20 protein-coding genes and 1 pseudogene are annotated in these 24,534 nt (G+C 53.7%); 11 read left to right on the top strand and 10 right to left on the bottom strand.

Going from position 1 to position 24,534, the window contains the following annotated elements; genetic code table 11:
• Window positions 1–10: 10 nt before the first annotated feature.
• The 3 genes from queG to JMJ16_RS25025 all read right to left on the bottom strand — a co-directional run bounded on the left by queG (window position 11) and on the right by JMJ16_RS25025 (window position 3,514).
• On the bottom strand, window positions 11–1,252 hold the full coding sequence (gene queG / locus JMJ16_RS25035) for a tRNA epoxyqueuosine(34) reductase QueG (protein WP_201385917.1): 1,242 nt from the start codon (window positions 1,250–1,252) through the stop codon (window positions 11–13).
• A 104-nt stretch (window positions 1,253–1,356) separates the two neighbouring features.
• Window positions 1,357–2,436: an ABC transporter permease gene (locus JMJ16_RS25030; RefSeq protein WP_201385914.1), complete on the bottom strand. Its 1,080-nt coding sequence runs from the start codon at window positions 2,434–2,436 to the stop codon at window positions 1,357–1,359.
• Window positions 2,429–3,514, bottom strand: coding sequence for an ABC transporter ATP-binding protein (locus JMJ16_RS25025; RefSeq protein WP_201385913.1), 1,086 nt, complete (start codon window positions 3,512–3,514; stop codon window positions 2,429–2,431). Before JMJ16_RS25025 ends, JMJ16_RS25030 begins: the two co-directional genes overlap by 8 nt.
• A gap of 252 nt (window positions 3,515–3,766) precedes the next feature.
• On the opposite strand from JMJ16_RS25025, the gene JMJ16_RS25020 reads away from it, so the two are divergent.
• On the top strand, window positions 3,767–4,576 hold the full coding sequence (locus tag JMJ16_RS25020) for a hypothetical protein (RefSeq protein WP_201385912.1): 810 nt from the start codon (window positions 3,767–3,769) through the stop codon (window positions 4,574–4,576).
• Between the two features lie 63 nt (window positions 4,577–4,639).
• On the opposite strand, the gene hutU is transcribed toward JMJ16_RS25020, so the two are convergent.
• On the bottom strand, window positions 4,640–6,325 hold the full coding sequence (gene hutU / locus JMJ16_RS25015; RefSeq protein WP_201385911.1) for a urocanate hydratase: 1,686 nt from the start codon (window positions 6,323–6,325) through the stop codon (window positions 4,640–4,642).
• A 531-nt stretch (window positions 6,326–6,856) separates the two neighbouring features.
• Between hutU and JMJ16_RS25010 the strand changes: the two genes are divergently transcribed.
• Window positions 6,857–8,662 (top strand): FAD-dependent oxidoreductase, encoded by a 1,806-nt coding sequence (locus JMJ16_RS25010; RefSeq protein ID WP_201369628.1) that lies wholly within the window; start codon window positions 6,857–6,859, stop codon window positions 8,660–8,662.
• A 67-nt stretch (window positions 8,663–8,729) separates the two neighbouring features.
• Here JMJ16_RS25010 and JMJ16_RS25005 read toward each other — a convergent pair whose 3' ends face one another.
• Window positions 8,730–9,164 (bottom strand): NUDIX domain-containing protein, encoded by a 435-nt coding sequence (locus JMJ16_RS25005; protein WP_201385910.1) that lies wholly within the window; start codon window positions 9,162–9,164, stop codon window positions 8,730–8,732.
• A gap of 67 nt (window positions 9,165–9,231) precedes the next feature.
• Here JMJ16_RS25005 and JMJ16_RS25000 point away from each other — a divergent pair, with 67 nt between their 5' ends.
• Window positions 9,232–9,780 carry an RNA 2'-phosphotransferase gene (locus JMJ16_RS25000; RefSeq protein ID WP_201385905.1) on the top strand — a complete coding sequence of 183 codons (549 nt, stop codon included), beginning with the start codon at window positions 9,232–9,234 and terminating at the stop codon, window positions 9,778–9,780.
• A gap of 98 nt (window positions 9,781–9,878) precedes the next feature.
• Here the strand turns inward: JMJ16_RS25000 and JMJ16_RS24995 are convergent, their stop codons facing one another.
• On the bottom strand, window positions 9,879–10,748 hold the full coding sequence (locus JMJ16_RS24995; protein ID WP_201385903.1) for a DUF1028 domain-containing protein: 870 nt from the start codon (window positions 10,746–10,748) through the stop codon (window positions 9,879–9,881).
• A 383-nt stretch (window positions 10,749–11,131) separates the two neighbouring features.
• On the opposite strand from JMJ16_RS24995, the gene JMJ16_RS24990 reads away from it, so the two are divergent.
• From JMJ16_RS24990 to JMJ16_RS24975, 4 genes are all read left to right on the top strand, one after another.
• Window positions 11,132–11,794, top strand: a complete 663-nt coding sequence (locus tag JMJ16_RS24990; protein ID WP_201385901.1) for a sigma-70 family RNA polymerase sigma factor — start codon at window positions 11,132–11,134, stop codon at window positions 11,792–11,794.
• Window positions 11,775–12,974 (top strand): hypothetical protein, encoded by a 1,200-nt coding sequence (locus tag JMJ16_RS24985; RefSeq protein ID WP_201385887.1) that lies wholly within the window; start codon window positions 11,775–11,777, stop codon window positions 12,972–12,974. Before JMJ16_RS24990 ends, JMJ16_RS24985 begins: the two co-directional genes overlap by 20 nt.
• 479 nt (window positions 12,975–13,453) lie before the next feature.
• The gene (locus tag JMJ16_RS24980) at window positions 13,454–15,043 is read left to right on the top strand and encodes a peptide ABC transporter substrate-binding protein (RefSeq protein WP_201385885.1); all 1,590 of its coding nucleotides are present in this window, start codon (window positions 13,454–13,456) and stop codon (window positions 15,041–15,043) included.
• A gap of 697 nt (window positions 15,044–15,740) precedes the next feature.
• On the top strand, window positions 15,741–15,974 hold the full coding sequence (locus JMJ16_RS24975; RefSeq protein WP_201369622.1) for a helix-turn-helix domain-containing protein: 234 nt from the start codon (window positions 15,741–15,743) through the stop codon (window positions 15,972–15,974).
• A 423-nt stretch (window positions 15,975–16,397) separates the two neighbouring features.
• Here JMJ16_RS24975 and JMJ16_RS24970 read toward each other — a convergent pair whose 3' ends face one another.
• Both JMJ16_RS24970 and JMJ16_RS24965 read right to left on the bottom strand, forming a co-directional pair.
• Window positions 16,398–17,447 carry a M42 family metallopeptidase gene (locus JMJ16_RS24970; RefSeq protein WP_201385883.1) on the bottom strand — a complete coding sequence of 350 codons (1,050 nt, stop codon included), beginning with the start codon at window positions 17,445–17,447 and terminating at the stop codon, window positions 16,398–16,400.
• A 300-nt stretch (window positions 17,448–17,747) separates the two neighbouring features.
• Entirely contained in the window at window positions 17,748–18,194 is a 447-nt protein-coding gene (locus JMJ16_RS24965) for an Lrp/AsnC family transcriptional regulator (protein ID WP_201385882.1), read from the bottom strand.
• Window positions 18,195–18,403: 209 nt separating this feature from the next.
• On the opposite strand from JMJ16_RS24965, the gene JMJ16_RS24960 reads away from it, so the two are divergent.
• The 4 genes and pseudogenes from JMJ16_RS24960 (at window position 18,404) to JMJ16_RS24945 (ending at window position 22,213) form a co-directional block, all read left to right on the top strand.
• A complete protein-coding gene (locus tag JMJ16_RS24960) occupies window positions 18,404–19,384 on the top strand; it encodes an LLM class flavin-dependent oxidoreductase (RefSeq protein ID WP_201385881.1) in 981 nt (326 codons plus the stop codon).
• Window positions 19,385–19,743: 359 nt separating this feature from the next.
• Window positions 19,744–20,355 carry a TetR/AcrR family transcriptional regulator gene (locus JMJ16_RS24955; protein ID WP_201385880.1) on the top strand — a complete coding sequence of 204 codons (612 nt, stop codon included), beginning with the start codon at window positions 19,744–19,746 and terminating at the stop codon, window positions 20,353–20,355.
• A gap of 65 nt (window positions 20,356–20,420) precedes the next feature.
• A complete protein-coding gene (locus JMJ16_RS24950) occupies window positions 20,421–20,810 on the top strand; it encodes an ATP-binding cassette domain-containing protein (RefSeq protein WP_236601677.1) in 390 nt (129 codons plus the stop codon).
• Between the two features lie 147 nt (window positions 20,811–20,957).
• Window positions 20,958–22,213 (top strand): annotated as a pseudogene (locus JMJ16_RS24945) (FAD-dependent oxidoreductase).
• 44 nt (window positions 22,214–22,257) lie between these two features.
• Here JMJ16_RS24945 and JMJ16_RS24940 read toward each other — a convergent pair.
• On the bottom strand, window positions 22,258–23,055 hold the full coding sequence (locus JMJ16_RS24940) for a Yip1 family protein (protein ID WP_201385879.1): 798 nt from the start codon (window positions 23,053–23,055) through the stop codon (window positions 22,258–22,260).
• 164 nt (window positions 23,056–23,219) lie between these two features.
• Window positions 23,220–24,242, bottom strand: a complete 1,023-nt coding sequence (locus JMJ16_RS24935; protein WP_201385876.1) for a Yip1 family protein — start codon at window positions 24,240–24,242, stop codon at window positions 23,220–23,222.
• Window positions 24,243–24,534 lie beyond the last annotated feature (292 nt).

Raw genomic sequence — 24,534 nt, 5'->3', positions numbered from 1 at the left:
GGTTAGTTATTCATTTCCCTTCACCAAACATGGCAAGCGCGCAGTGAATCTCTTGCTGAACTTCGGTATCCTCTTCACTCATTAAGGCTGCCTGTAGCGCCTGGTATGCCTCCTGTCCCTGGAGCCTGCCCAGAGCCCATGCCGCGTGCCCACGGACCAACGCCTCCTGGTCGTGCAATGCGCCGATAAGGGCGGGCACAGCCCCTTGATTGCCACTATTGCCCAGGGCGACACAGACATTGCGCAGCAACCCCCGACGCTTGGTACGCTTGATGGGACTACGCCGGAAGCGCTCACGGAACTCCTCTTCACTTAGGGCTAGGAGTGGTATAAGCTCCGGTTCACTGCCCACGGCTGGTCGTTTACGGAATTCCTGGTGAGGCTGGAAGGTTGCCTGGCGCTCTGTGCTGCGGCGATTGACGGCCTCCAGGGCCACAAATTGAGGTTGCCCTTGCTGATCGCGTAGACCCAGGCGACGTTCCGCGACCTTGTTGACTGGACAGACCTCCTGACAGATGTCGCAGCCGAAGATATAGTTTCCTATCAATGGGCGGAGTTCAAGAGGAATGCTACCGCGCAACTCGATGGTCAAGAAAGAGATACAGAGCCGATTATCAAGCTCATAGGGGTTGGTGAGCGCGCCTGTCGGGCAGGCATGCAGGCATATTTCACAGTGTCCACAATTGGCTTTGAGTGGTTCATCGGGCTCGAGAGGAACATTCGTTACGATCTCGGCCAGAAAGAGCCATGATCCCCAGCCATGCGTCAGAATATTGGTGTTTTTTCCATACCAGCCCAGTCCCGCGCGTTGGGCCACAGCGCGATCTACCATGCGACCCGTGTCGACGAAGAGCCGAGCTTCGGCCTCGCCCCCCAACTCGCTGCGCGTATACTCCCTCAGCCACTCGGCAAACCGCTGTAGCTTTGGCTTAATGATGTCGTGATAGTCATCGCCCCAGGCGTAGCGCGCGATACGCCCACGTGGTCCCTCTCCCTCTTCGTTTCCTGGCTGCTCTGTCAGGTAGGTCATGCCCAGGGAGATAATCGATTGGGCCTCGGGAAGAAGCGCATTCGGGTGGCACGAGACATCTGCGCGCTCGCTGGTATACCAGGGCAATCCATCCATCAAGCCCCGGCTGATGCGCTCTCTAATAATCCCTTTGGCCTCGGTAAAGGCTTCTGCCGTGGTGATGCGCACGGTGTCAAAGCCCAACTCGTAGGCGTATTCTTTTACAACTTGTGTCTCTAACATGCTACCATCGCTCTAGCGTTCTATAAAAGGGAAAGGTGGGGAGCGCAGAGGGGCGTCAGCCCCTCTGCGTCCCATCCCCATACCGCCGTAGGCGGTATGACTCTCTAGTTAGTAATCTCACGTTGTCGATTAAACCACCAGGAGATGCCCAGGAAAAGTACCAGGTAGGTGGCGATAACGAGGAGGGCATGGAGATTGCTCAATTGGGCAGTCTGCAAGCTAAACACGTATGCCGCCTGATTTTGTATCAAGGCCTCCAGGTTATTGCTGATAAAGAGATCGGGAAGCTGGCGGAGAATGTCGCCAATAATATTCTGGAAAAGGGGGGCGCTTAACAGAAGTGTTCCTTTTAGAATATTCTCCAGCACCCACCAGACAAGGGCTCCTGAGACTCCAGCTGCCGAGTTGCGCCCTATAGTTGCCAGGGTCAGGGCGAGTATACCATACCAGAAAAGATTTAGGATCTGAGCCAGGAGATAGAGCAGGAAGTGCCAGGCCCAGGTCGCATCCACAAAGTCCAGGTTTGTGGCGTTTCCGATGACAAGGTTCAGGACGGTACTACTGATCAGGCCCGCCAGAAAGAGCAAGAGAAAACCTAGTATGCTTGAGAAAAGGATCGCTCCTACCTTGGCGCACAAAAATTGGGCGCGTGTCGGACCACGTGTATAAATCAGGCGTACTGTGCCCACATTATACTCGCCACCTACAATTGTACCAGCGAGTATGACGATGAGGATAAGCCCACCAAATTGTATAAGTTGCGTGATGGTGTTTATCGCATCGGGCAGGCCCAGCACACCGTTATATTGTTGCAATTGTGCTTGCTTCTGAGCCTCGGCGCGTGCCAGATCCTGCGCGTTTGCCGGGTGGTCGAGACAATATGGTGGCTTGAGCTGCCCGTGAGTTGTGCAGTGAGGGGGAAGCCAGTTGCGCGTTGGGGTGCTTGCCAGAAAGAGTGCAGGTAAGGCGATACCCACGAAAGAGAGTACCATCAAAAGCATGCCTACTATGAGGAGCACTTTAGACATTCCACGCCGGCGGAGCTTATAGAGTTCTACGCCGGTCAGACGTATAATCACACTCAGGTAGTCCTGACGTCCCATGACAACAGTGTCACGCCGTGGTGGGGTCTGCGAGGAAGTCGCAATGCTGGCTTCATATTCATGTTGGGCCTGGCTATCCATGTTTTTTCTCCCCTTCCAGGACCTGGTTGTCTTCGTGTATGGTGGCATCTGCGTGCGCAACATGCTCGGCCAGTGCCTCCATGCCAGTATGGCTGCCTGCTCCACCCGTGGTAACTTCAAGGAAGACATCCTCCAGGTTCCCCTCGCGCGGGCGGATCTCCGCGGCAAAGATGTCATTGTGCGCAAGCAGGGCATTGACCTCGGATGAGTGGGTGATGGGCGCCTCGATGAGGAGTACTAGCTGCATGTCCCGCTTGTTCTCCAGCTTTACTCCGTGCAGCCAGGTGGGTGCGTGTTCCTGGTGCTGCTGTATGATAGCGAGGGCGCGCTCGCTTTCTTGTGGCGTATTTAGTCGAACTTCAATCATCTCGCTTGTCTGGAGCAGAGTGGCAACTTCACCCTGCTTGAGTAAGTTCCCTTTTTGCATGATCGCGACGCGGTTACAGACCTGTTGGACCTCGTGGAGCAGATGGCTGGAGAGGAAAATGGTCTTACCTAACTCTGAGAGGCGCTTGATTAACTTGCGAATCTCAATCATACCGGCTGGATCCAGGCCGTTGGTTGGTTCGTCGAGTAGGACTAGCTCTGGATCGGTCAGGAGCGCGGCGGCGATGCCCAGACGCTGTTTCATGCCAAGCGAATACTGGCGGAAGTTTAACTTCTGGTAGGAGCGCAACTCAACTATTTCAAGCACCTCGGCCAGGCGGCGATCATTGGATTTCCCGGACATCATGCCCGAGGTTGCCGCTACAACGCGCAAGTTATCGAGTCCAGAGAGATAAGGGTAGAATACTGGCGTCTCTACAATCGCCCCTACACGTTGCAGAATATGGGGCAGTTGGTGCGCGTTATCCATCCCAAAAATGATCGCCCTGCCGGCTGTTGGACGAATCAGGCCCAACAGCATACGAATGGTCGTGGTCTTTCCTGAGCCATTGGGACCCAGGAAGCCAAATACATCTCCGCGCATGACTTGTAGGTGTAGATCATTGACCGCCACCAGATTTCCAAAAGCCTTGGTGAGTCGATTGGTGCTAATCACAATATTTTTGTCATAAGAAGGAGAAATATACTTCACCGGTTGCTCCCTCTGGAGAAAAAGCTTCTTTTCATATCCCACTTTCTTGCTCGAAGATGAATATGCTCCATTGCCTCAACTTGAAACGAGTTTACACAGATTTCAGGCGTCATCCTTCGCCGCTGACAGTATGCATGCTTTTGTGGCTGGTGGCAAGTCCTTTGGTTTTATCTCGTACACTAGAAATGTTGAAGAATTTCCATGTATAAGGCCTCTCATGCTGCTTCCAGCAAACCATGCAAGGAGTCTAACATGCAAGATCAAGATCCTAGGAGCCATCTTCCTGATAAGTCAACGGTGCCGTTGTCCGGACACGCACATCCTCCGATGCATGAGGATGAAGCGCAGGGGCCACCCACTGTTGAGAAACAGGAGCCAATTATATCAAGCTCATCAACCTCCCCGCCTGAAGGCGATGTTGTCCTGGCAGATACCATGGCAGACAAGATTTATGAGGCGCCTGTCTATGAAACGCTCCATGCGTACGATGAGCTTCCCCGTTCTTCAGAATCGGCCACCCCCCCATCCTCACAGGAGTATAGCTATCCACCACCTCTGATTGATGAACTACATCCATCATTTGAACACGAGTATGCCAGCTATCATTATCCACCACCTCTGGCGGAGCCTTCGCCACCCCAGAGCTTTTGGGCACACAAGCCTGCGCGCTTCTGGTTGGTAGTGGGAACGCTAGTACTCCTCCTGGTTGCGCTACCCATCGTTCTATTGCAGGGGATCTCGTACTTAAATCGCCCTACAGCGATGAAGACGCTTGACACCTTTTGTGACAGTCTCGTGCATGAGCAATATCCCCAGGCATATGAGCAGTTTGGACCCGGTTTACAATCGAGATTGCCGCGTACGCGCTTTATTGTATTGCTGGCGCAGGATCGGGTGGTAAAGTGTACCCATGGAGTCGCCGATGAAAATAACTCACCGATTCGCGTAAATTTGAATCTTGTTCATGACTCCCAAGGGATTAATAACGACATGGTAACTGTAAAGCGAGAGGCGGATAATGAGTGGAAAATTGAAGAGGTGCAACGAGCTAATAACAGGTAATGAGGAAAGGCGCGCTGAGAAACTGCTCAGCGCGCCTCTTGTTTATTTCGCAACACAACTTGATTAGAGCATGGGAATTTTGACACCCTTTTCCTGGGCGCAGTCGATAGCCTCATCGTAGCCCGCGTCCACGTGGCGAATAACGCCCATGCCAGGATCATTAGTCAGGACGCGACTCAGGCGCTGCGCGGCCTCTGGTGTTCCATCGGCGACGATGACCTGTCCAGCATGCATCGAGTAGCCAATGCCGACCCCACCCCCATGATGCAATGAGACCCAGGTCGCGCCAGAGGCCGTATTGACCAGGGCGTTGAGCAGGGGCCAGTCGGCGATGGCATCGCTACCATCCTTCATAGACTCGGTCTCACGATAGGGTGACGCCACCGAACCGCTATCCAGGTGGTCGCGCCCGATAACGATAGGAGCCTTCACAATACCTTTGGCAACCAGGTCATTGAAGAGTAGCCCGGCTTTGTCGCGTTCACCATAACCAAGCCAGCAGATGCGCGCGGGCAGACCCTGGAATTGGATTTTCTGCTGAGCCAGGGTGATCCAGCGTTTCAGGGACTCGTTTTCTGGGAAGAGGTTGAGCAGAGCCTCATCGGTGCGATAGATATCCTCTGGATCGCCTGAGAGGGCTACCCAGCGGAAGGGTCCCTTGCCCTCGCAGAAGAGGGGACGGATGTAGGCTGGAACGAAGCCTGGGAAGTCGAGGGCGTGCTGTTCCCCTGCCGCCAGGGCCTGTCCACGCAGGTTATTGCCATAATCAAAGACGACCGCGCCCTGGCGCTGCATCTCCAGCATGGCCTGAACATGCAGAACCATAGAGCCCATTGAGCGCTTGATATACTCCTGGGGATCGCGTGCGCGTAGTTCTGCGGCCTCCTCCATACTAAGCCCGGCTGGAATATAGCCATTGAGGGCATCATGGGCCGAGGTCTGGTCGGTGACCATATCGGGAATGATGCCACGGCGTACCAGCTCAGGATAGATCTCGGCCGCGTTACCAAGCAAGCCAATTGAGAGGGGCTGACCCTGGCTACAGGCCTCGCGTACCTGGTCAAGAGCCTCATCAAGCGTGCTGGCGATCTCGTCGCAATAGCGAGTGTCCAGGCGACGCTGGATGCGGGTGACATCAGGCTCTACCGCGAGGCAGACACCCTCGTTCATTGTGACGGCCAGGGGCTGGGCACCTCCCATTCCGCCCAGGCCAGCGGTGAGAATAAATCTACCTTTGAGGGTCCCGCCAAAGTGCTGGCGTGCCGCCTCGGCAAAGGTTTCATAGGTGCCCTGGACAATGCCCTGTGAGCCAATATAGATCCAGGAACCGGCTGTCATCTGGCCATACATGGTCAGCCCCAGCGCCTCCAGGCGGCGAAACTCATCCCAGTTGCCCCAGTGCGGCACGAGATTTGAGTTGGCGATCAGGACGCGGGGAGCGTCTGGATGTGTGCGAAATATACCAACGGGCTTGCCTGATTGTACGAGGAGCGTCTCGTCATTCTCCAGTTCGCGCAGCGCGCGAACAATCGCGTCAAAGGCTGCCCAGGAGCGTGCGGCGCGCCCCGAGCCTCCATAGACGACCAGGTCATCTGGGCGCTCGGCAACTTCGGGATCCAGATTATTCATTAACATGCGCATTGCGGCCTCTTGCTGCCAACCTTTGCACGAGAGGTTCGTCCCTCGTGGTGCGCGCACTGGTCGGGGACCCGCGAGACCTGGCTTCTTTGCCGGGTTTGTATCTGGCATGTGTATCATTCCTTTCCTTATTCGGGTTAGTGAATCTGTACTGAGTATATACCAAATAGAGGGTAGCGAGGTCAAATGCAAGCAGGCACCTGGCGATGTGACTATGAGGCATGGCGCGTCTTGGCACTGCTCGCTTCTGCTTGTTCGCAATTGTTACCTTATGCTATAATCTTACGGAGAAAAGTATCCTTTCTGTGCGCTTATCACGTACATAAAGTCGCAATCATAGAAGGCTGTGGGCGCCTGCCCGGTGCCGGTGTATATTTACATGTCTTATCTACGATTCAAAGATCTTACTCCGAACCCCATCCCCATTCGGGGACAAGCCTTCACTGGCGTGTCTAGCGCTTCCCCCATTCGGGACAAGCGCGCTCAGGGTTTTCGGATCAGAAGTAAGTTTAGCGCTTATTATGAAGATTTGAAGGGCCGCCCGTCGTGGCGTAAGCCGATACTGTCTCCCCTGCTCCCTGCGCCAGTCACCATATATGTGGATTGGGCTGGTATGTGGGATGCTCAGGAAAGGACCTTAAAATGCTTGATCCCGATAGCGAATTGTCACCTCGATACCAATCGGTAACCACAACACCAGACTGGTATCAAACCAATATCCCTTGTCAGGTGGGCTGTCCGGCACATACCGACGTGGCTACCTACATCGGTCTCATTTCCCAAGCCCGTTTCGACGAGGCGTATCTGCTCAACCGCAAAGCCAACATTGTGCCAGGCGTGCTGGGTCGTACCTGTGCGCGTCCATGTGAGCCTGTCTGTCGCCGTAATAAGGTTGATGGCAAGCCGATCTCCATCTGCTGGCTGAAGCGCGCCTCTGCCGACCATCGCGAGTATCGCCACCATGCTGAGCGTCCTCCGGTTACGAAGGATAAAAAGGTTGCGGTCATTGGCGGTGGCTCGGCTGGCCTGGCCTGCGCACGTGATCTGCGTGAGCTGGGGTATCCTGTGACTATGTATGAGCAGTACCCTGTCGCTGGTGGCGTGATGATCAACGGTATTCCCGTCTGGCGTCTGCCTCGCGATGTCACGCGCGAAGAGTGCGATGAATACATGGCCGACCTGGGTGTGGAGGTCAAATATAACACACGCGTCGGTCGCGACGTACAGCTTACAGACCTCCTCAAGGAGTATGACGCCGTCTACATTGGCGCGGGCTGCTACATTCCAAATCCGATGACTGGCCCCGATAATAAGGTGGTCAAAGGCGCTGATCTCTATGGCGTCGAGGATGGTATTCGCCTCCTTGATAAAACCAACTTCGGTGAGCCTGCCTTCATTGGGAAACGCGTAGCGATCATCGGCGCGGGCTTTACCGCGATGGACTGCTGTCGTACCGCGATCCGCTTTGGTGCGGAGAAAGTGTACGTCATGTATCGCCGCTCTGAAGAGGAGCAGCCTGCCGACGAGTACGAAGTCGACGAGGCCAAGTTCGAGGGCGTGGAGTTCCAGTACCTCGTTTCACAGACTGAGGTGCTCTCGAAGGATGGCGTGCATGCAAGCGGTGTACGCTTCGTGCGCAATAAGCTGGGTGATCCCGATGCCAGCGGTCGCCGCCGTCCGATCCCTGTCCCCGGCACTGAGTTTGAGATCGAGGTTGATAGTGTTATCCCTTGCTTTGGTCAATATAGCGATACGACCTGGCTGCAGGCCGAGGAGCTTGGCCTGGAGGTCAACAAGTGGGGGGTGCCGCTGATCGACGTTGAAACCTGGATGACGAGCCACCCCGGCCTCTTTGCCGGTGGTGACTATACTCAGGGCGCGCGTAACCTGATCTCGGCCGTGGGTGATGGTCGCGATGCCGCTGGTGCGATCAATCGCTACCTGGGCGGCCAGGACCTTCCGGCGGAGCCCGCGGAAGAGATTGAGCTTCCTGACTATCGCCGTGGCATGGTCGACAACTATGAGTCGATTCCTCACCAGTTGATTCCATCCCTGCCGCTGTCCGAGCGCTATAGTCATACACGCGAGACCGAGACTGGTTACTCTCCACAGGAAGCCGTCGTACAGGCGCGCCGCTGCCTCCAGTGCCAGTTGAATATTATGATCGACCCCTCGATCTGTATTCTCTGTTCTGGCTGTGTTGACATCTGCCCTTATGACTGCATCAGCATGGAGGGCCTCTCACGCGTAGTGAAGGGTGATCCTATGCACCAGGGCACAAACACCTGGGAGGGTGGCGCGGACATGATCATCGACGAGGAGAAGTGCATCCGTTGTGGTCTCTGCGTCGTGCGCTGTCCGACAGACGCCATCAGCATGGTCCAGTTTGAGGTATCCAGCCCCAACAGCCGCTGGAGCGTCTCGAAGATTCCTATGCTCAACGTATAATAGTACGAAGTCAAAGAGCGGGTGACTGGTTCTACATATAGAACCAGTTACCCGCTCTTTTTGCCAGTTACCAACCAAAGCTATCGAACCAGCGCCCCGCGCGATAATTCTCTAATGCCTGGCGCACGTAGGGAATGATATTTTCTGGCAAGCTAGTAAGCGGATACCAGGCTAATTCATCGCATTTATGTGGTTCGTTGTTACGTAGCTCTCCGTGCCAGCGCTGTGCCGCCAGGAAGAAGTCAATACGCTCGTCTTCGGCTCGGCGATGCATGATGCCGACGACCTGCAAATCCGCAGGACTGATCTCAATGTTCGCCTCTTCATATGCCTCGCGGATCATGGCCTGCTTGACCTCTTCTCCGCCATCAAGGTGGCCTGCGATAACACTATAGTTGCCATCCTCGTAGCCCGTGTTATAACGCCTTAAAAGGAGTATAGATTGCTCCTGAACGAGAAAGAGATGAACGGCCACTGGCAACGTCGTGTGAACTGTAGACATAAGCTTTCTTCCTATTTACAATGTGAAAATATATTGCTTTTATTATTTCTATTGATGAGAGGTAAAGATGGAAAAACACCTCGTACAACTGAGCAAGACAATGGCGTATGTCCTGCGCCATGATCCACAGAGCCACGGGCTAACTCTTGACGCGGAGGGATGGGTCTCGCTTAAAGATCTGCTGGCCGCTCTGCGTCAGCAACGGAGCTACTGGGCCACGCTGAAGGAGGCCGATCTGCTGGCAGTACTGGAGCAATCTGAGAAGCAGCGCTTTGAGGTGCGCAATGGCAAGATTCGCGCCTACTATGGTCATTCCGTACCTACAAAAGTCGAGAAGCAGCCAGCAACACCTCCAGAGATCCTCTATCATGGCACTACGCCCCAGGCAGCCAATCTGATCAAAGGCCAGGGGCTGAGTCCTATGAAGCGCCAGTATGTACACCTCTCTGCCGATGAAGAGACGGCACTGGTCGTCGCGCGCAGGCGCACAAATCATCCAATCATTCTCAAGATCCATGCGCGCAAGGCCGAGGCGAATGGCGTCCGTTTCTATCTGGGTAACGATATGGTGTGGCTTGCTGAGCCGATACCCTCGGATTATATCCAGTTTGGTTAACACCTCGCGCCTGCGGCGCTCGCCTTGATAGAACTTATGCTGCATGTGCAGAGCCTACGGCTCTGCACATGCAGCATAAGTTCTATCAGAAAAAATGTTTAGTGTGCTTTGTGGTCTGCTACTTTTTGGCGGAGGAACTCGAGGACGACGCGGTCGATACGAGCGTCTTCAAACCAGCGTTCTTCCAGGTTCTCGCGGCCGCTAAAGGCGCGGAAGGCTTCGCGTGTAGGTTCATCATAGCGACTGGTGATAGGGCTCTGATAATCGCCTGTGATGGTGAGGAGCTTTTGCAATTCCTGAGCCAGGGAGGCATCGATAGTCAAGATGTCGGCGGGATCAGGGCGGAAGAGATAGAGTTTGTGAAGTTCAAGAATGCGTTTGAGTTCATCGATAGGGGTTGGATGGTCATCGACGCGCAGGTCAATGAAGCGGTCGGTATAACCACCATAGCCCGCGCCCTCTTTTACGACAAGTAGGGCCGCTGATTGCTGTCCGCGACCATCGCCACCGGCTGCCTGGCCCGCAGCCAGGGCTGCCAGCAGACGGTCACAGAGAAGTCCACCCGTCTCCTCAAAGGTTCGTGCCATGGCCTCGACGGTGTCTCCACTGACCAGGATATTCCCCTGGCAGGCATAATGCTCGCCTGTGAGCCCACCCGCCCAGTGAAAGCAGCGTTCGCCTGTAAAGCTTACTGGCTGGCCCGTCATGCCAATGATGCCAACCTGGCGATCCGCTCGCCCTTCGTCGCCTGCCAGGAGTTGCTCCAGGGTTTCCTGGGCGGAGCGTCCCGCCGCCAGGTGTTTGAGTCCCTGGATTCCATAACTGGTGTTCGCCAGGGCCTGGGTGGCGATGGCGCCAATTCCGGCTTTGGCCCAGGGGACGACCGCCCCCACCGAGAGGAATTTGGATTGTACGGCTATGCCGAGCTCACCGCGCTCTGGATCTCTTGCGACTATCGAGTAGGTCATATGCAGCCTCCATCAATACATGGATTAGTGCGGTCATTATAGCATGCCCATCTTATTCTGCCTATATGCTCGCTTGCTATAGTTTTTGTTAGCCTGATAGTCATGTGTGTGCGTCTGAATGGCTATGCCTTACAGATTGTTTATTTACGCCTGCTTAACTGTGAATCTCATGAGAAAACACCTTGACAATTATCGCTGTTTTGCGCAAAATTGTAAAAAGCCCCGAAACCATGAGAGAAGCTTCTCCTAGGAAGCGTATATCTTATTACAGTGAAAGGGCTTGTACCATTGATCAGTGTATTTCACTCCTTGTATATTGTTGGCAGGCTTGTTTTTTGTTTACCTGCAAGGAGCGAGAATACACAGGTCTGCAAGGAGCAAAGATGGTGCGACATGATTGGTCTGATGATGACCTGGCCCGACGGTTGCATGAGCGTGATCCAGAAGCGTTGGAAACCCTCATCACCCGCTACTCTCGTGAAGTATTTTATTTTATCCGTGTCGTCCTCGATGGCATTGGGGTAGCTCAAGACGCTGAGGAGTGCGTCAACGACCTTTTCGTAGCTGTCTGGCAGGAAATTGATACCTTTGACGCCAGTCGAGGGACATTGCGCACCTGGTTGACCATGCGGGCGAAGTATATTGCTTTGGATCGCAGGCGCCAGCTGTGTCGTAGGCAAACGCATACCCTGCAATCCGCTGAAGAAACCCGTCAGTGGAATTCCTCAGATGGTAGTGGAAGTCGTAAATTTTCTGGTTGGGGCGAGACAGATGCGCGTGTAGCGCTTCCTCCTCATCCAGAGACCAGTATGGAGAACCTGTTAGAGCAAAGTGAGAGACGCGAGGAACTGCGTCTCGCCCTGGCGACGCTGCCTGAGCTCGATCGTTACCTTATTTACCAACGCTATTTTAAGTTTGCTAGCACCGAAGAGCTAGCGAAGAAGACTGGGCTGACCCGTCACGCTGTAGATACCCGTTTGTGGCGGGCGCGAAAGAGCTTACGAGAAACGCTCAAGGAGCACGCCCATGAGTATGAGCGAATTTGATCGACGCTTGCAGGAGCCAGATAAAGATCCCTCTGCACTCTATGTGGAGAAAGAGGGACGGCTACCAGATGACTTTTCGAAAGAAGATCTAGACTTTGCCCATGAGTTACAGGGGCTCTTCTCACCTGCGGATGAGGAGCTGCCTCCCTACTTTGTGCAAACGCTGCTAGACGCGGAGAATAGTCGTTTCCAGCCCGCTACTCAAGGACTAGAGCAGCGAACATACGCTCGTGTGTTTCGTCGCCTACGCCTGCATCGCCACCTTTTTCGCTTCTCGCTTTGGCAGTGGGTATCTCAAATGGCTCCGGTACAGCGTCCTCTGGCTGTTGTGGCTTCTTCTTGCTTTTTATTTATGCTGGCTACAATGATGGCCACAGGCAACGCCTTTGCCTCGGGAGTCATCTATCTCGTTGCGGGACCGCATGCAGGCGTGGTACAGACACGCTTGCTTCCCAAAGAGTTGGATGCAGCAAAGACCCCTCCACAGCCGTTGCGGGCAAATATTGAGAATGAACCAAAGCAGATTAGCTTTCTGGAAACCGTTTCACGCCTGCAATTCCCCCTCTACTGGCCGAGTTATCTGCCCGAGAACTATACGATGGAGGAGGCCTACCTGATCCAGAACCAGGGTGTGTTCTGGACGGATGGCCCCGTCCTGCAGTTAGTGAGCCATTATTCAGCACCTGGTTTGAAACCGCATGGTTCGGGAAAAATTACCATCTGGGAATTGAAGCCACGAGTCAAGGTTATTCAAAATGTTTCGCTTGGTTCGGCACATGAGCTACGGATTGGTCCCGATGGTCAGGCGGCTATCACTGTTGATGGTAACTGGGTGTATAATCTGGATAATAGTACCCATGAGTGGGTTCATGATGGTCAGATTGAGTTGATCTATGAACGCAATGGCGTGATCTTTTGGATTCAGGGCGATCAACACGATGGAGTCACGCAAGATGTACTTAGCCAGATTGCTACACAGTTAAACCAGTTTAATGTACAGCGCGTCTTCCAGACCATGGGGCATGTGAATAGTTTCCAGCAAAGTACAGAATATCCTGCCTGGATGGTGCGAACGCTGCTCGTGGATAAAGATAATCCCGATGGTCCTTCGCTCCTGGTGCTTCCGCCTGATGGGTCTACACCAACAAAAGATCAACGTGGCGTCGATAACTCGCCCTGATATGCTATAAATTTTTGATCTGTTGAAGAGTGAAGATGGGGAGTGCAGAGGGGCGTCAGCCCCTCTACGTCCAATTGAAGAGTGAAGGTGGGGAGTGCAAAAGGGCGTCAGCCCCTCTACGTCCAATTGAAGAGTGAAGGTGGGGAGTGCAAAAGGGCGTCAGCCCCTCTACGTCCAATTGAAGAGTGAAGGTGGGGAGTGCAGAGGGGCGTCAGCCCCTCTGCGTCCAATTGAAGAGTGAAGGTGGGGAGTGCAGAGGGGCGTCAGCCCCTCTGCGTCCCATTCCCCTGTCGCCGCAGGCGGCAGACATAAGAAAAAAACGAGTGTATGTGAAAAAAAGAGGCGCCGCGCTGGAGAGAACCAGGAGGCACCTCTTTCTCTTTTTACTACTTGCTTGTTTGCCGCTGATATTCTCAGGATGTTTGAATACAGCTGCTCCTCCGGTAACGATAAACTCTCCATTGCTGGGGACGTATAACATGACGCCCTATCCTGGTGGGCAGGTTTCCGGGCAGCTGACGCTTGGCGACCTGGCACTGCCTTCCGCTCCCAATCCACTCTTTGCCAGCACTTCAGCCGACCTGGCGCTCGATAGCGCGCTCTGGGGCCAGCCTGTGGTTTTTGATAACCACTTCCAGGTTCACGCCGATGAACTGACCGAGGTGCCCCTGCCTGAGAACGGTGGGGTGACCGATGATGGCAAGACGATTACTATGCACCTGCGCCCCGATCTCCGCTGGTCGGATAATCAGCCTATACAGGCCGCGGATTTTCGCTTCTGGTGGCGCTTAAACCAGGACCCTCAGACGGGGGCGATCCTTCGATCAGGCTATGATCAGATTGACTCCATTGAAACGCCTGATGCTTTAACTATGGTGCTACATATGAAGCGCCCCTTTGGCCCCTATCTCTTTTATCTCCCGCTTGCCGCGCCTGAACATGCCTGGGGACACCTGCGCCCAATTGATTTGCAGAACATCGTCTCCATTTATCAAGCCCCGCAGGTGACGAGTGGTCCTTATCAAGTCGAGCGCTTCGAGCCAGGAAAACGCTATGTGCTGACGCCTAATCATGCCTATCACTCAACGCTTTTTCATGGTCCCTACCTGGCTGGTATCACTTACCAGGTGTATCCCTCCGTGCAGACTCTGTCTCAGTCCGTCCGCCAGGGCACGCTCACAATCGCGCAAGGCTATCAAGAGCCAGATCTTCCACTTTTGCGCGGCTTGCCGGGAAGGGTGCAGCAGGTGAGTGTTCCGACCGCCTCATATGCCCACTTGGATCTGAATCTCGACCATCCACTCCTGCAAGACCTGCGCGTGCGCCAGGCACTACAAGCGGCAATCGATGTCTGTGGATTGCTACACGACGTCCTGAAGGATTCTAGTTGTCAGCGACGCGTCAACCAGGTTGAGCCATCCCCCTCGTTGTACTATGATGCGGCGCTTCCGACCGCGAAATATAATCCCGCGCTGGCCCGCCGTTTGCTGGCCCAGGCAGGTTGGAAAACCAACCGCACAGGTATCTTAGAGAAAAACTCACAGCCGTTTATGTTACGCCTGGTGACAACATCGCAGGATCCAGTGCGCCTGGCTGTGGCACAAGTACTTGAGCGCGACCTGCGTGCAATTGGCATTCAATTGACGATCATAACCTATGATCTGAACAGTTTCTTTGGGCTTTCTACCAGGGGAGGCGTGCTAGCGACGGGCAAATTTGACCTGGCGCTGTTCACCTATTTTAATGGCCCCGAGCCTGATGAGGCCTACAGCGTCTTTCACTCCTCCCAGGTGCCAGGTGAGCAGCAACCAGGCGGGAGTAACTATGGACGCGTGCGCGATGCCCAGCTTGACCAGGCTTTGGAGCAAGGCCGCTCACTGGTCGCATTCTCCGCGCGCCATGAGGCTTACCAGCGTTTTCTCGCGCGCCTGAATGCCCAGGTCTATATGCTGCCGCTTTACTGTGAGCTGAATCTGCTGACGGTTGATGCCCACCTGCATAATATCTTTCCGGATGCCAATCCCTCCTTGAATACCTGGAATATCGCTGACTGGTGGTTGAGTTCCTAGTGAGGAGGGTTTACTACTTATCCGAAAACCCTGAGCGCGCGTGTCCCCGAATGGGGGAAGCGCTAGACACGCCAGTGAAGGCTTGTCCCCGAATGGGGATGGGGTTCGGAATAAGATCTTAGATGGTGATTTTTGTGTCAAAGCGAAAATTGGTAGATAAAAGCGTTTCATTTTGTCTTCTTATGCAATATATATAGTAGAGATAGGGAAAACAGCAGGAACAAAATCGGCCTTAGCTGTGTTCCCTATAGGGTATGGAACTCCGCGAAGAAATGCTTCGCATAGAAATGCACAGTGATGGTATATCATAATCTCCACTGGCTCATTCTGGAACATTAAGCACTGCAACTTTTTTGCGCTCTCATCCGTATTGTAGATGGCTGAGAGAAAGCAAACGGTGTTGATGGAAATGGTTGTTTTGTATATCAGGTTGAGATTATGGGTTGTCAGAGCGTTCCTCTAGACAATGCTGTGTTTCATCTGGTATGCTATTTATGGGCTGGAAGAGTCCTATAGGGAGTAATCCCTGTCAAAGCCTGATAGCTCGCTTAGCGAGCATGCAAGAAGCAAAAAGCTTTTCGCTATAGGGTGCTTCACCAGTTGGAGGATTCGTCTGATGCGTGTAAAAAACCACGTTGAGGACGCTTCGTTGGCAATGACGGCAGCGGAGCTACTTCCCACCTCAAAGGAGAGGCCAATGAAAACTGCTAAGGACAAAAGTTTGAAGGCTCGTGGTTTGACTCGTGGTTTGACCAATCTACGTATTCTACGTCAACGCCAGGGAATAAGCCTGAGCCAGTTAGCTAATCTCAGTGGTCTTCGTCGAGATACTATTACTTCTTTGGAGACAGGGCGTGTCGAGGCTCAGCCATACCATTTGCGTATGCTAGCTCGTGTCCTGGGTGTTCCAGCGCTTGAATTGGTTTCTTAATCGTCACGCAGAGCATACATTTCTGTATGTATATGTGTGAATATAGGTCTCGACTCTAATCTGAGAAACGCACAGAAGGGCATCTGTTTTCTTCTTCTCTAGATGCCCTGGGTATAATATATTCTTCTTTTGCTCTTCCGCGCAGGGGCTGTCGCTTTTGCCCCCGCGCCAGGAATGAGATATCTTCCTTTTCTCGTTGCATATGACTTTTCGCGCCTACGGCGCTCACTAATACACAGAGAAGTGCGGATTGAGCGGGCAGAAGCCCGCTCAATCCGCACTTCTCTGTGTATCAAAAGAGGCTATCGTAGAAGGGGAAGATTGTCATGTTCCAGACCAAGACCCGAAAAACGGTTCTGCTGGGCACATGCCACCCCTCTCATTCTTCATATGAAGACGAGAGAGGTGAAGAGCTCTATGCCTCTAGAGCGAATAGTCGCCGTTGTGGGCATCTTCCAGATAACGGGCCAGCAAGGTAATACTCGCTTCTAGATCGGCCTGGTGGATCATTTCGTTGACCGTATGGACGTAGCGGGTAGGTGTCGAGAGCGTGATCGTGGGTGAGCCTTCGCGTGTTCGCTGCATCGCTCCCGCATCTGTCCCGCCCCGTGGCAGCACCTCAAGCTGATGGGGAATGTTGTGCTGCTTCGCCAAATCGCGGAAGTGCCGCACGAGCTTATGGTTGGAGATATGCGACGAGTCGAAGACTTTGATGGCGGTGCCATCGCCCAGTCGTGTGACCGCATCCTGATCAGCGCCACCAGGGATGTCCCCCGCCAGGGTAATATCCAGCGCTACGCTCACATCCGGTTGAACCTGATAGGCGGCAGTGGCTGCGCCACGCAGGCCTACCTCTTCCTGGACCGTGGCGACGGCATAAATAGTCACCTCATGGTTCCGCAGAGCGCGCAAGGCTTCGAGCATCACAAAGAGGCTGGCGCGGTCATCCAGTGACTTGCTGACGACCATATCGCCAACGACTTCCAGCGTGCGATCCATCGTGATCATATCGCCCACTTCTACTTTTGCACGCACCTGTTCGCTTGACAAGCCGAGATCAATAAAGAGATCATCGATTTTCGCCGCCGCGGGTTTCTCATTGCCTAACAGGTGAATAGGCTTGCTCGCTGGCATCAGGACTCCCCGTAAGGTCTGGCCCGCAAAGCCGTGGACCAGGACACGCTGAGCAAAGAGCACGCGGGCATCAAAACCACCCACCGGCTGAATACGGATGAATCCCTGATTATCAATATGCTTGACGATGAAGCCAATTTCATCCATATGTGCAGCCAGCATGACACGACGCTCACTTTTGCCTCGCTTCAAGGCGATGATGTTGCCCATGCGATCAACGCTGACCTCGTCAGTAAGTGTGCGCAGTTCTTCCAGGATCAGGGCGCGCACCTGGTCTTCACGCCCTGAAATACCAGGTGTTTCCGCGATTTTTTTCAGCAATTCAATATTGAGTGCCATTCTTACTCTCCTCTTACTTTGTAACTCGATGTGTCTCTGTGCAGGACACAGGCGCGGTGTATGGGCTCTTCAAAGTCATACTCCTCTTCCATAGGTTTACAACACCAGCGAAAGTTTGTCCAGCCCATATGCAAGCAAGACTGGCATGATCTTAACAGGTTGAGCCAACAGATCAGATTATCTTTCATCCAGCAGGAATCTCATCGACAAGCGCTCAAGTATATGCAGGGGCTGATGAGCCAGGTAGAGCGAAAAAAAAACGGGTGGCAAGTGGCAGAAGAGGTAGGGCAAGCTACTCCCTTATTGTGCTTTGGCACCCACACGCCCTAAGATCACCGATGTGCTGACTTCCCCCAAATCCCCAAAAGTGTTGACTATTTGCCCCAAATGCTCCACAGATCTCACCGCTATGATGAGCAGATACGAATCCTCTCCCGTAATCTGATAGCCCTCACGTACTTCTGGCGTCCGTTCCGCTAACGCCGCAACTTGCTGGCAATGCTCTTTATCAGCAGCGATGCGCAAAATGGCCTGCATGCCAAGTCCTAGCTTAGTCACATCTACAGCCGCATGATACCCAGTCACTACCCCCGTATCTTCGAGCTTACGCACGCGCTCGGCAACCGCTGATAGCGACAAATGCACCTCGCGACCAATAGCAGCAAAGGACAAACGCGCCTCCTTTTCCAGGAGACGCAAAATTTCTTGGTCAATCTGATCCAACCCACCCCTCGATTCTTTCGGCATCGTTCATTTTTTCCTTTGTTTCTCCGCTCGAACCCTGCAAATACCAGTGATTATATGCCAGATTTTTCCTCCCCACAAGCTATACTTGCTTTACTACTTATCTGAAAACCCTGAGCGCGCGTGTCCCCGAATGGGGGAAGCGCTAGACACGCAAGTGGCGTTGGGTTTCGGAATAAGATCTTATCACAGCAAACAACGAAAGGCATCCTATGCATATCCCAACCGTATCTCAAACTCATCCAGATTCGACGCCTCGTGCGCTCCGCGAGCGCCTTGGCCTCTTGACCTATCAGACGCCTCCCGCTGAAGCCATGGCAGCGATCGTGGCTGCTGAAGCCGCCGGGGTGCGTCAGGTTTGGCGCACCCAGGGTACGCCACTCTGGAACTCGCTCACCGTGCTCGCCGCTGCAGCCACCCACACAACTACCATCCGTTTGGGTACAGCCATCATGCCAATCTACGCGCACCATCCCGTTGCCCTGGCTCAACAGGCTCTTGTCCTGGCCAGCCTGGCGCCAAACCGTTTGCGTCTAGGCATCGGCCCGGGCAATCGCCAACCCATCGAGTCGAGCTATGGACTTAGCCAGTCCAGGCCCCTTGCTCATCTGCGTGAATATCTGACGATTTTACGGGCCGCTCTCTGGACCGGCCACGTTGAGTATCAAGGCTCTTTCTATAACACTCAGGCGACGCTCCCGGAAAGCGCCCAGGTGCCGATCCTTATCTCTGCCTTGCGTGAAAAAGCATTCGCTCTCGCTGGTGAGCTTGCTGATGGTGCGATTGCCTGGGTCTGCCCACCGCAGTATTTGCTGCACACTGCCCTTCCAGCTATGCGAGCAGGTGCGCAGCTCGCTGGGCGCCCTACGCCTCCCCTGGTCGCTCAAGTCTTCGTTGCCCTTGACTCTGACGCTCAGTCTGTCCGGGACACCTTTCGCGCCCAATTCGATCATGGCCGTTTTTATGGAAGCCAGCCCGAATATGCCACCATGTTCGCCACCGCTGGCTTTCCCGTTTTCTCCGATGGCTCCTGGTCTGACGATCTCATCGACACCCTTGTCATTTCCGGCAATGAGACGACGATTGCCGCCCGCCTCGCCGAATTGCTCTCCTTTGGCCTCGATGAGCTGCTCATCATGCCTCTCCAAAGCTCCAACCCCACTCATCTCACTCACCTTATCGGACGGCTGTAAGCTGGGCATTCCACTGAACTCAATGAGAACGGGAGCCCTCAGGAGAAGCGCTACTCAAAGGTTAATGGGGGTGATACGCTGTGGGCATGAAGCCATACTCACAGGATGTATGACAACGAGTGCTGCGTGCCACCGACACGGCCAAGGTCGTGGCAACCTTGGCCGTGTCGGTGGCAACGATCAAACGCTATCTCAAACAACGACGAGAAATGGGACATGTCTTGCCAAAATCGATTCCAGTGAATAGTTACGAATTTTTCCACATATCCTGAGCCTGCCTCAGATTTGGCTTGATTTTGGTGCTGTATTGGTGTATGCTATTAATTAATCGGTTAGTTAATAATTTGGAGTGAAGATGTATGGCCAGGACCCCGAAGGTCGTTGAGGATCGGCGCGAACAGTTGTTGGATGCGGCAATACGCGTCTTTGCGCGCAAGGGCTTTTCACGTGCAACAAATAAGGATATTGCGCATGAGGCTGATGTGACTCCAGGCCTGATTTATCATTACTTTGAGAGTAAGGAGGCCCTGTTGCAGGCGGTACTTGAGGAGCGCTCTCCTCTGAGCCTCCTGCGTTCTCTTCCCGCGCAGGTGATGGAGTTGCCGCCAGCCCAGTTCTTGCCTTCGCTTGTGTTGCGGGTGCTCAAGATTGTGGAAGGTGAGCAATTTGTGCAGATTATTCGCGTCATTTTGCCAGAGTTGATGCATAATCCCAGCATCTTACCCGTGGCTCCCAGTGTGCTTCAGCGAGCCGTAAATACGCTCGCAGCCTACCTTGACCAGCAAATGCAGCAGGGGAAGCTGCGTCGTGTAGAGGATAGTCGCCTGGCTGCACAAACACTGATGGGGAGCGTGATTGGCTTTGTCTTACGGCGCCAAATCTTTCTCGATTCACAAGCACTTGCTTATAGTCAGGAGCAAGTTGCAAACACTATCGCTGATATTTTTCTTCAAGGACTCTTACCAGATTGAGTCTCAAGCTCTTTTTTTGCTCTGCTATTAATTGCCTGATCAATCAATAAGAAAGGCGGCTCTTCATGAGTAAGGCTGGGGATGCAGCAATGGAGCAACAGTCACGGGTAGGCGAGCCTGTAATTGTGCTTGAGCATGTAGCGAAGCGCTTTGGTTCGCTCTATGCGCTAAAAGACCTTTCGTTGATGATCAACGCGGGCGAGACATATGGCTTTATTGGCCCCAATGGTTCTGGGAAGACGACGCTTATCCGTTTGCTGGTAGGTTTATCGCGACCCACACAAGGAACTATTTCTATTCTGGGAAAGCGCGTGCCTTCCCAGGCGGTGACCCCTGCCATCGGATATATGACGCAGGCCAGCGCGCTCTATAATGACCTGACCGCGCGTGAGAATCTGGAGTTTTTCGCGAGTATTTATGGCTTACGCGGAGAGGAGCGCCGCGAGGCGGCCTAGGAGTGTTTACCTTGTTGTTTCTGGCTGCTCTTTTGTAGTGTGTATCCTGGAGTATAGGCCTTACGCAGTGTGCAGATGGCATTATCTGCTAGCGGATGATGACACCTCTGGTTCCAGCAGTGGAGCTGACGGACAGGAGAAGAGCATATGCAGAATCAGACCATTTCTACCGTCCATGATATACTTGATAGCGTCGAGACCTCGTGCTGCATTGTCGGTGGTGGACCAGCCGGGGTGATGCTGGCTCTGCTGCTGGCGCGGCAGGATATTCCGGTTATACTCCTGGAGGCGCATGCCGATTTTGATCGCGAGTTTCGGGGCGATACGATTCACCCCTCGGTCATGACGATTCTCGATGAGCTTGGCCTGGCCGAGGATTTTCTCCAGCTACAGCACACAGAGATGCGTGAGATGGTCTTTCAGACCTCACAGGGAGAGGTGCATCTCGCGAATTTTGCTCACCTGGCAAAAGCAGCGAAATATCCCTTTGTGGCACTCTTACCCCAGGTCGACTTCCTCAATTTTATTACACGCGAGGCGAGCCACTATCCCTGTTTTCAGCTTGTGTTTAATGCCCAGGTGGATAGCTTAATCGAGGAAGATGGCGTGGTCCGTGGAGTGCGTTATCGGGGAAGGATGGCTGGCACGAGGTGCGCGCCCCCCTCACGGTAGGGGCGGACGGTCGCTTCTCGCGCATGCGCAAACTAGCGGGTATGGAGCCTATCAAGGCCTCGCCACCGATGGATATCCTCTGGTTCCGTCTCTCGCGCCAATTGGGAGATAGCAGCGAGACCCTCGCCCGTTTTGGGGTGCGTGCCATCCTGGTACTCTTAAACCGTTTCGATTACTGGCAAGTTGGCTATGTTATTCCCAAGGGGCAGTATCAGCAGGTGCGCGCGGCGGGCCTTGAGCATTTGCGGGCCGTGGTGGCCGAGACACTGCCCGAGCTTGCTGAACGCGCCCAGGAGCTACGCGATTGGAAGCAAGTTTCGGTTCTCTCGGTCGAGGCGAGCCGCCTCCCCCAATGGTATCGCCCAGGCATGCTCTTGATTGGCGATGCCGCGCATGTCATGTCCCCAGTGGGCGGCGTGGGCATTAACTATGCGATCCAGGATGCGGTCGCGACCGCCAATATTCTGGCTCCTGATCTGCAACGTGGACAGCTACCGCTCAAGCATCTCGCCGCCGTACAGAGGAGACGTGAAATTCCCACCAGGTTTATTCAGCTTGTACAAACCTTTTTACAGAACCGAGTCTTCGCGCTAGCGCTGGCACAAGATCAAGATCACCCCTTTACGCTTCCCCTGCCCCTGCGTCTGATGGGCAGGTTTCCCGTCCTGAGCAGCCTGCTCCCCCGCCTGATGGGCCTGGGCCTCTGGCCCGTACACGTTAGCAGAAAATAGATCGAAACGTCATGCGCCGCTAACGCGGCGCATGACGTTTCGATCTATCCCCCATACGCCAGGCTGCTGAGTGCTCCCAGGGCGCCCAGGGCACACGCCGCGAAGAGGAGGAGGATAAATGAAGGGGCCAGAATAGCGCCTATGGCCCTCCCTGTGTTGAGACGGTGTACGGCCTTCAGCGCAAGAAAGCCCAGCACGAGCTGATAACAGGCGAAGATGGCCGCGATGATGAGAAACGGTACTGTATCAAGGAAAGAGAGTACGAGGCCTAACAGACCGCTGATGATACCAAGGGGGACCCAGAAGAGCAGAAAGGCATGGCTCTGTTGCACAAAGTGACCCTGGCCCCCAAACATTCTGGCACAGATCAAGACGACGCTCTGCCAGATGAAAAAAACTAAAGGAATAAAGGCGATAATAGCGAGGGAGGCCGCGACCTCAAGCACATGTTGCGCGGTCGAGGGGAGTGAGATGGTGCCGGTGCCTTGGGCGTTGAGGCTTGGCAGTCCGCCCGAGAGGAGCAGATTAATATAGTAGATAATACCGGTAACAATAGCATAAATGAGCAATTGGATCCAGACGATGTCCCACTGACCTCGTGTTGCCTCCTGCGCAAGGGTCTGTGTGCCTGGACGCGTTAAGACGCGCCAGTACACCTTGGGGAGGCGTAAGAGATCATCTTTCAGTGAGCCTGGCTCCTCTAGCATCTGGGAGGCGTCGCCCTGTGGTCCATAGTTGTAGCCGCCCTGGGGACCACCAGGCTGTGGATAGGGATTATACTGCGTGGGGCGCTGGCCTGGGCCTCCATAGCTGGGATAATCCGTCCTGGGATCTTGTGACATAACAGAAAACTCCTCGCACGAAAATGTATCCATCCTATTGTACTCACTCTCACCTCCCTTTGCCAGTAGTGAGAGGCACATTCGAGAGAGGATGAAGTGGCAGCGTGCCTACACCCGCTGCCACTTCATCCTCTCTCGGTGTTACTGGTTGCTATCGTATCTGGTTAGGGCGCACTATGTAAATGCATGAAAAATGCTATGAAGCCGATGATTACAAAGAAAAAGATGATGATCATCAGAAAGCTCAAGAGAAATGCCAGGCCCAGGGGAATGAAGACGACTGCCAGCGCGCGCCCAATGCTCAGCCTATGCACAGCCTGGGTCGCAAAGATGCGCAGAACATAGAAGTAGACACCTATGAACATGCTCAGGATTAGTTGTAGTATTCCGCCAAGGAAAGGCACCAATGAAAGAATGGAGAGGCCTACAGTGGTGGGGATGATGTAGAGCATGTCTGCATACACTTGCTGTAGATAGCTGCCTCTCCCCTTGAAGAGTTTGGCGATCAAGAAGTAGATGCCCTCACCGAAGAGATACGAGAGGGGGAAAAGGATGATACCAAAGAGTCCTTCTATCAGGAGTATGGCGCGCGTAAAATCAGCAGAGTTGAATACATTTGTGCTTGAATAGGTGCTCTGGCTCAGATTCTGATTGAGAGTGTTACTAATGTTTGTGGAAGTGCCAGGAATATAGGGTTCAAGAATGAGAGTGGCGCTCTGAACGACGGCATAGATAAGCAATAGAATCAATATCACGCTCCAACTGGCCTTCCCTTTTTCCTCAGCAAAGGAGCGTATGGATGGCTTGCTCACAACCTTCCACCATTGGCGAGGCAGTTGGCGCAATCCCTCTTTGAGCGTAAGTGGCGTGGGTGGTGGCTCCGGATAGTATCTAGCATCTGCTCTCTGAGGAGGATAAGGATACACGGGCTGAGGATAAGCGCCCAAATAAGGATACGGAGGTATTGGCTGAGGATAGCCTTGCTGATAAGGAAATATAGGTTGAGGGTAGCCACCCTGAGGAGGATACGGAGGTATCGGCTGCGTGTAAGCGCTTGGCTGGGTATAAGCTGGCTGTTCTGGTGCTCCATTTATATTCTGCCCGCTAAATTCTCTATATTCTGACTCCCTGGGCGAGGATTCCTGGGGATGATCTGGTGTCTTCCCCTCTTCTGGCTCATACGACATATAAATTGTTTCTCCTTGCTAAAAAGCGCTACGTGCCTTTAGATCGATATACTTGTATGCTAGTTGATAATACGTACATCGAGGTGTAATGTCAAAGGGCGAAATAGGTAACACTTTGCGGCCTGAGGCTTCTGCTTGCAGTTTAATGATTTTCTTGCGTATAATGGCGGGAGAAAAGTTTCAATACGTTTCTCAGTGTTGTTGTGGTGTGGCGAAACGATGGGGTTTCTAGCCACGGCTGCCACGTGTTCTGCATTCTGGTGTCAAGGTCGATAACTATCAATGCATTGCA

It is taken from the genome of Ktedonobacter sp. SOSP1-52 (genome assembly GCF_016587395.1).
The sequence above is the reverse complement of the archived record's forward strand: the minus strand, read 5'-3'. Positions and strand labels throughout refer to the sequence as shown.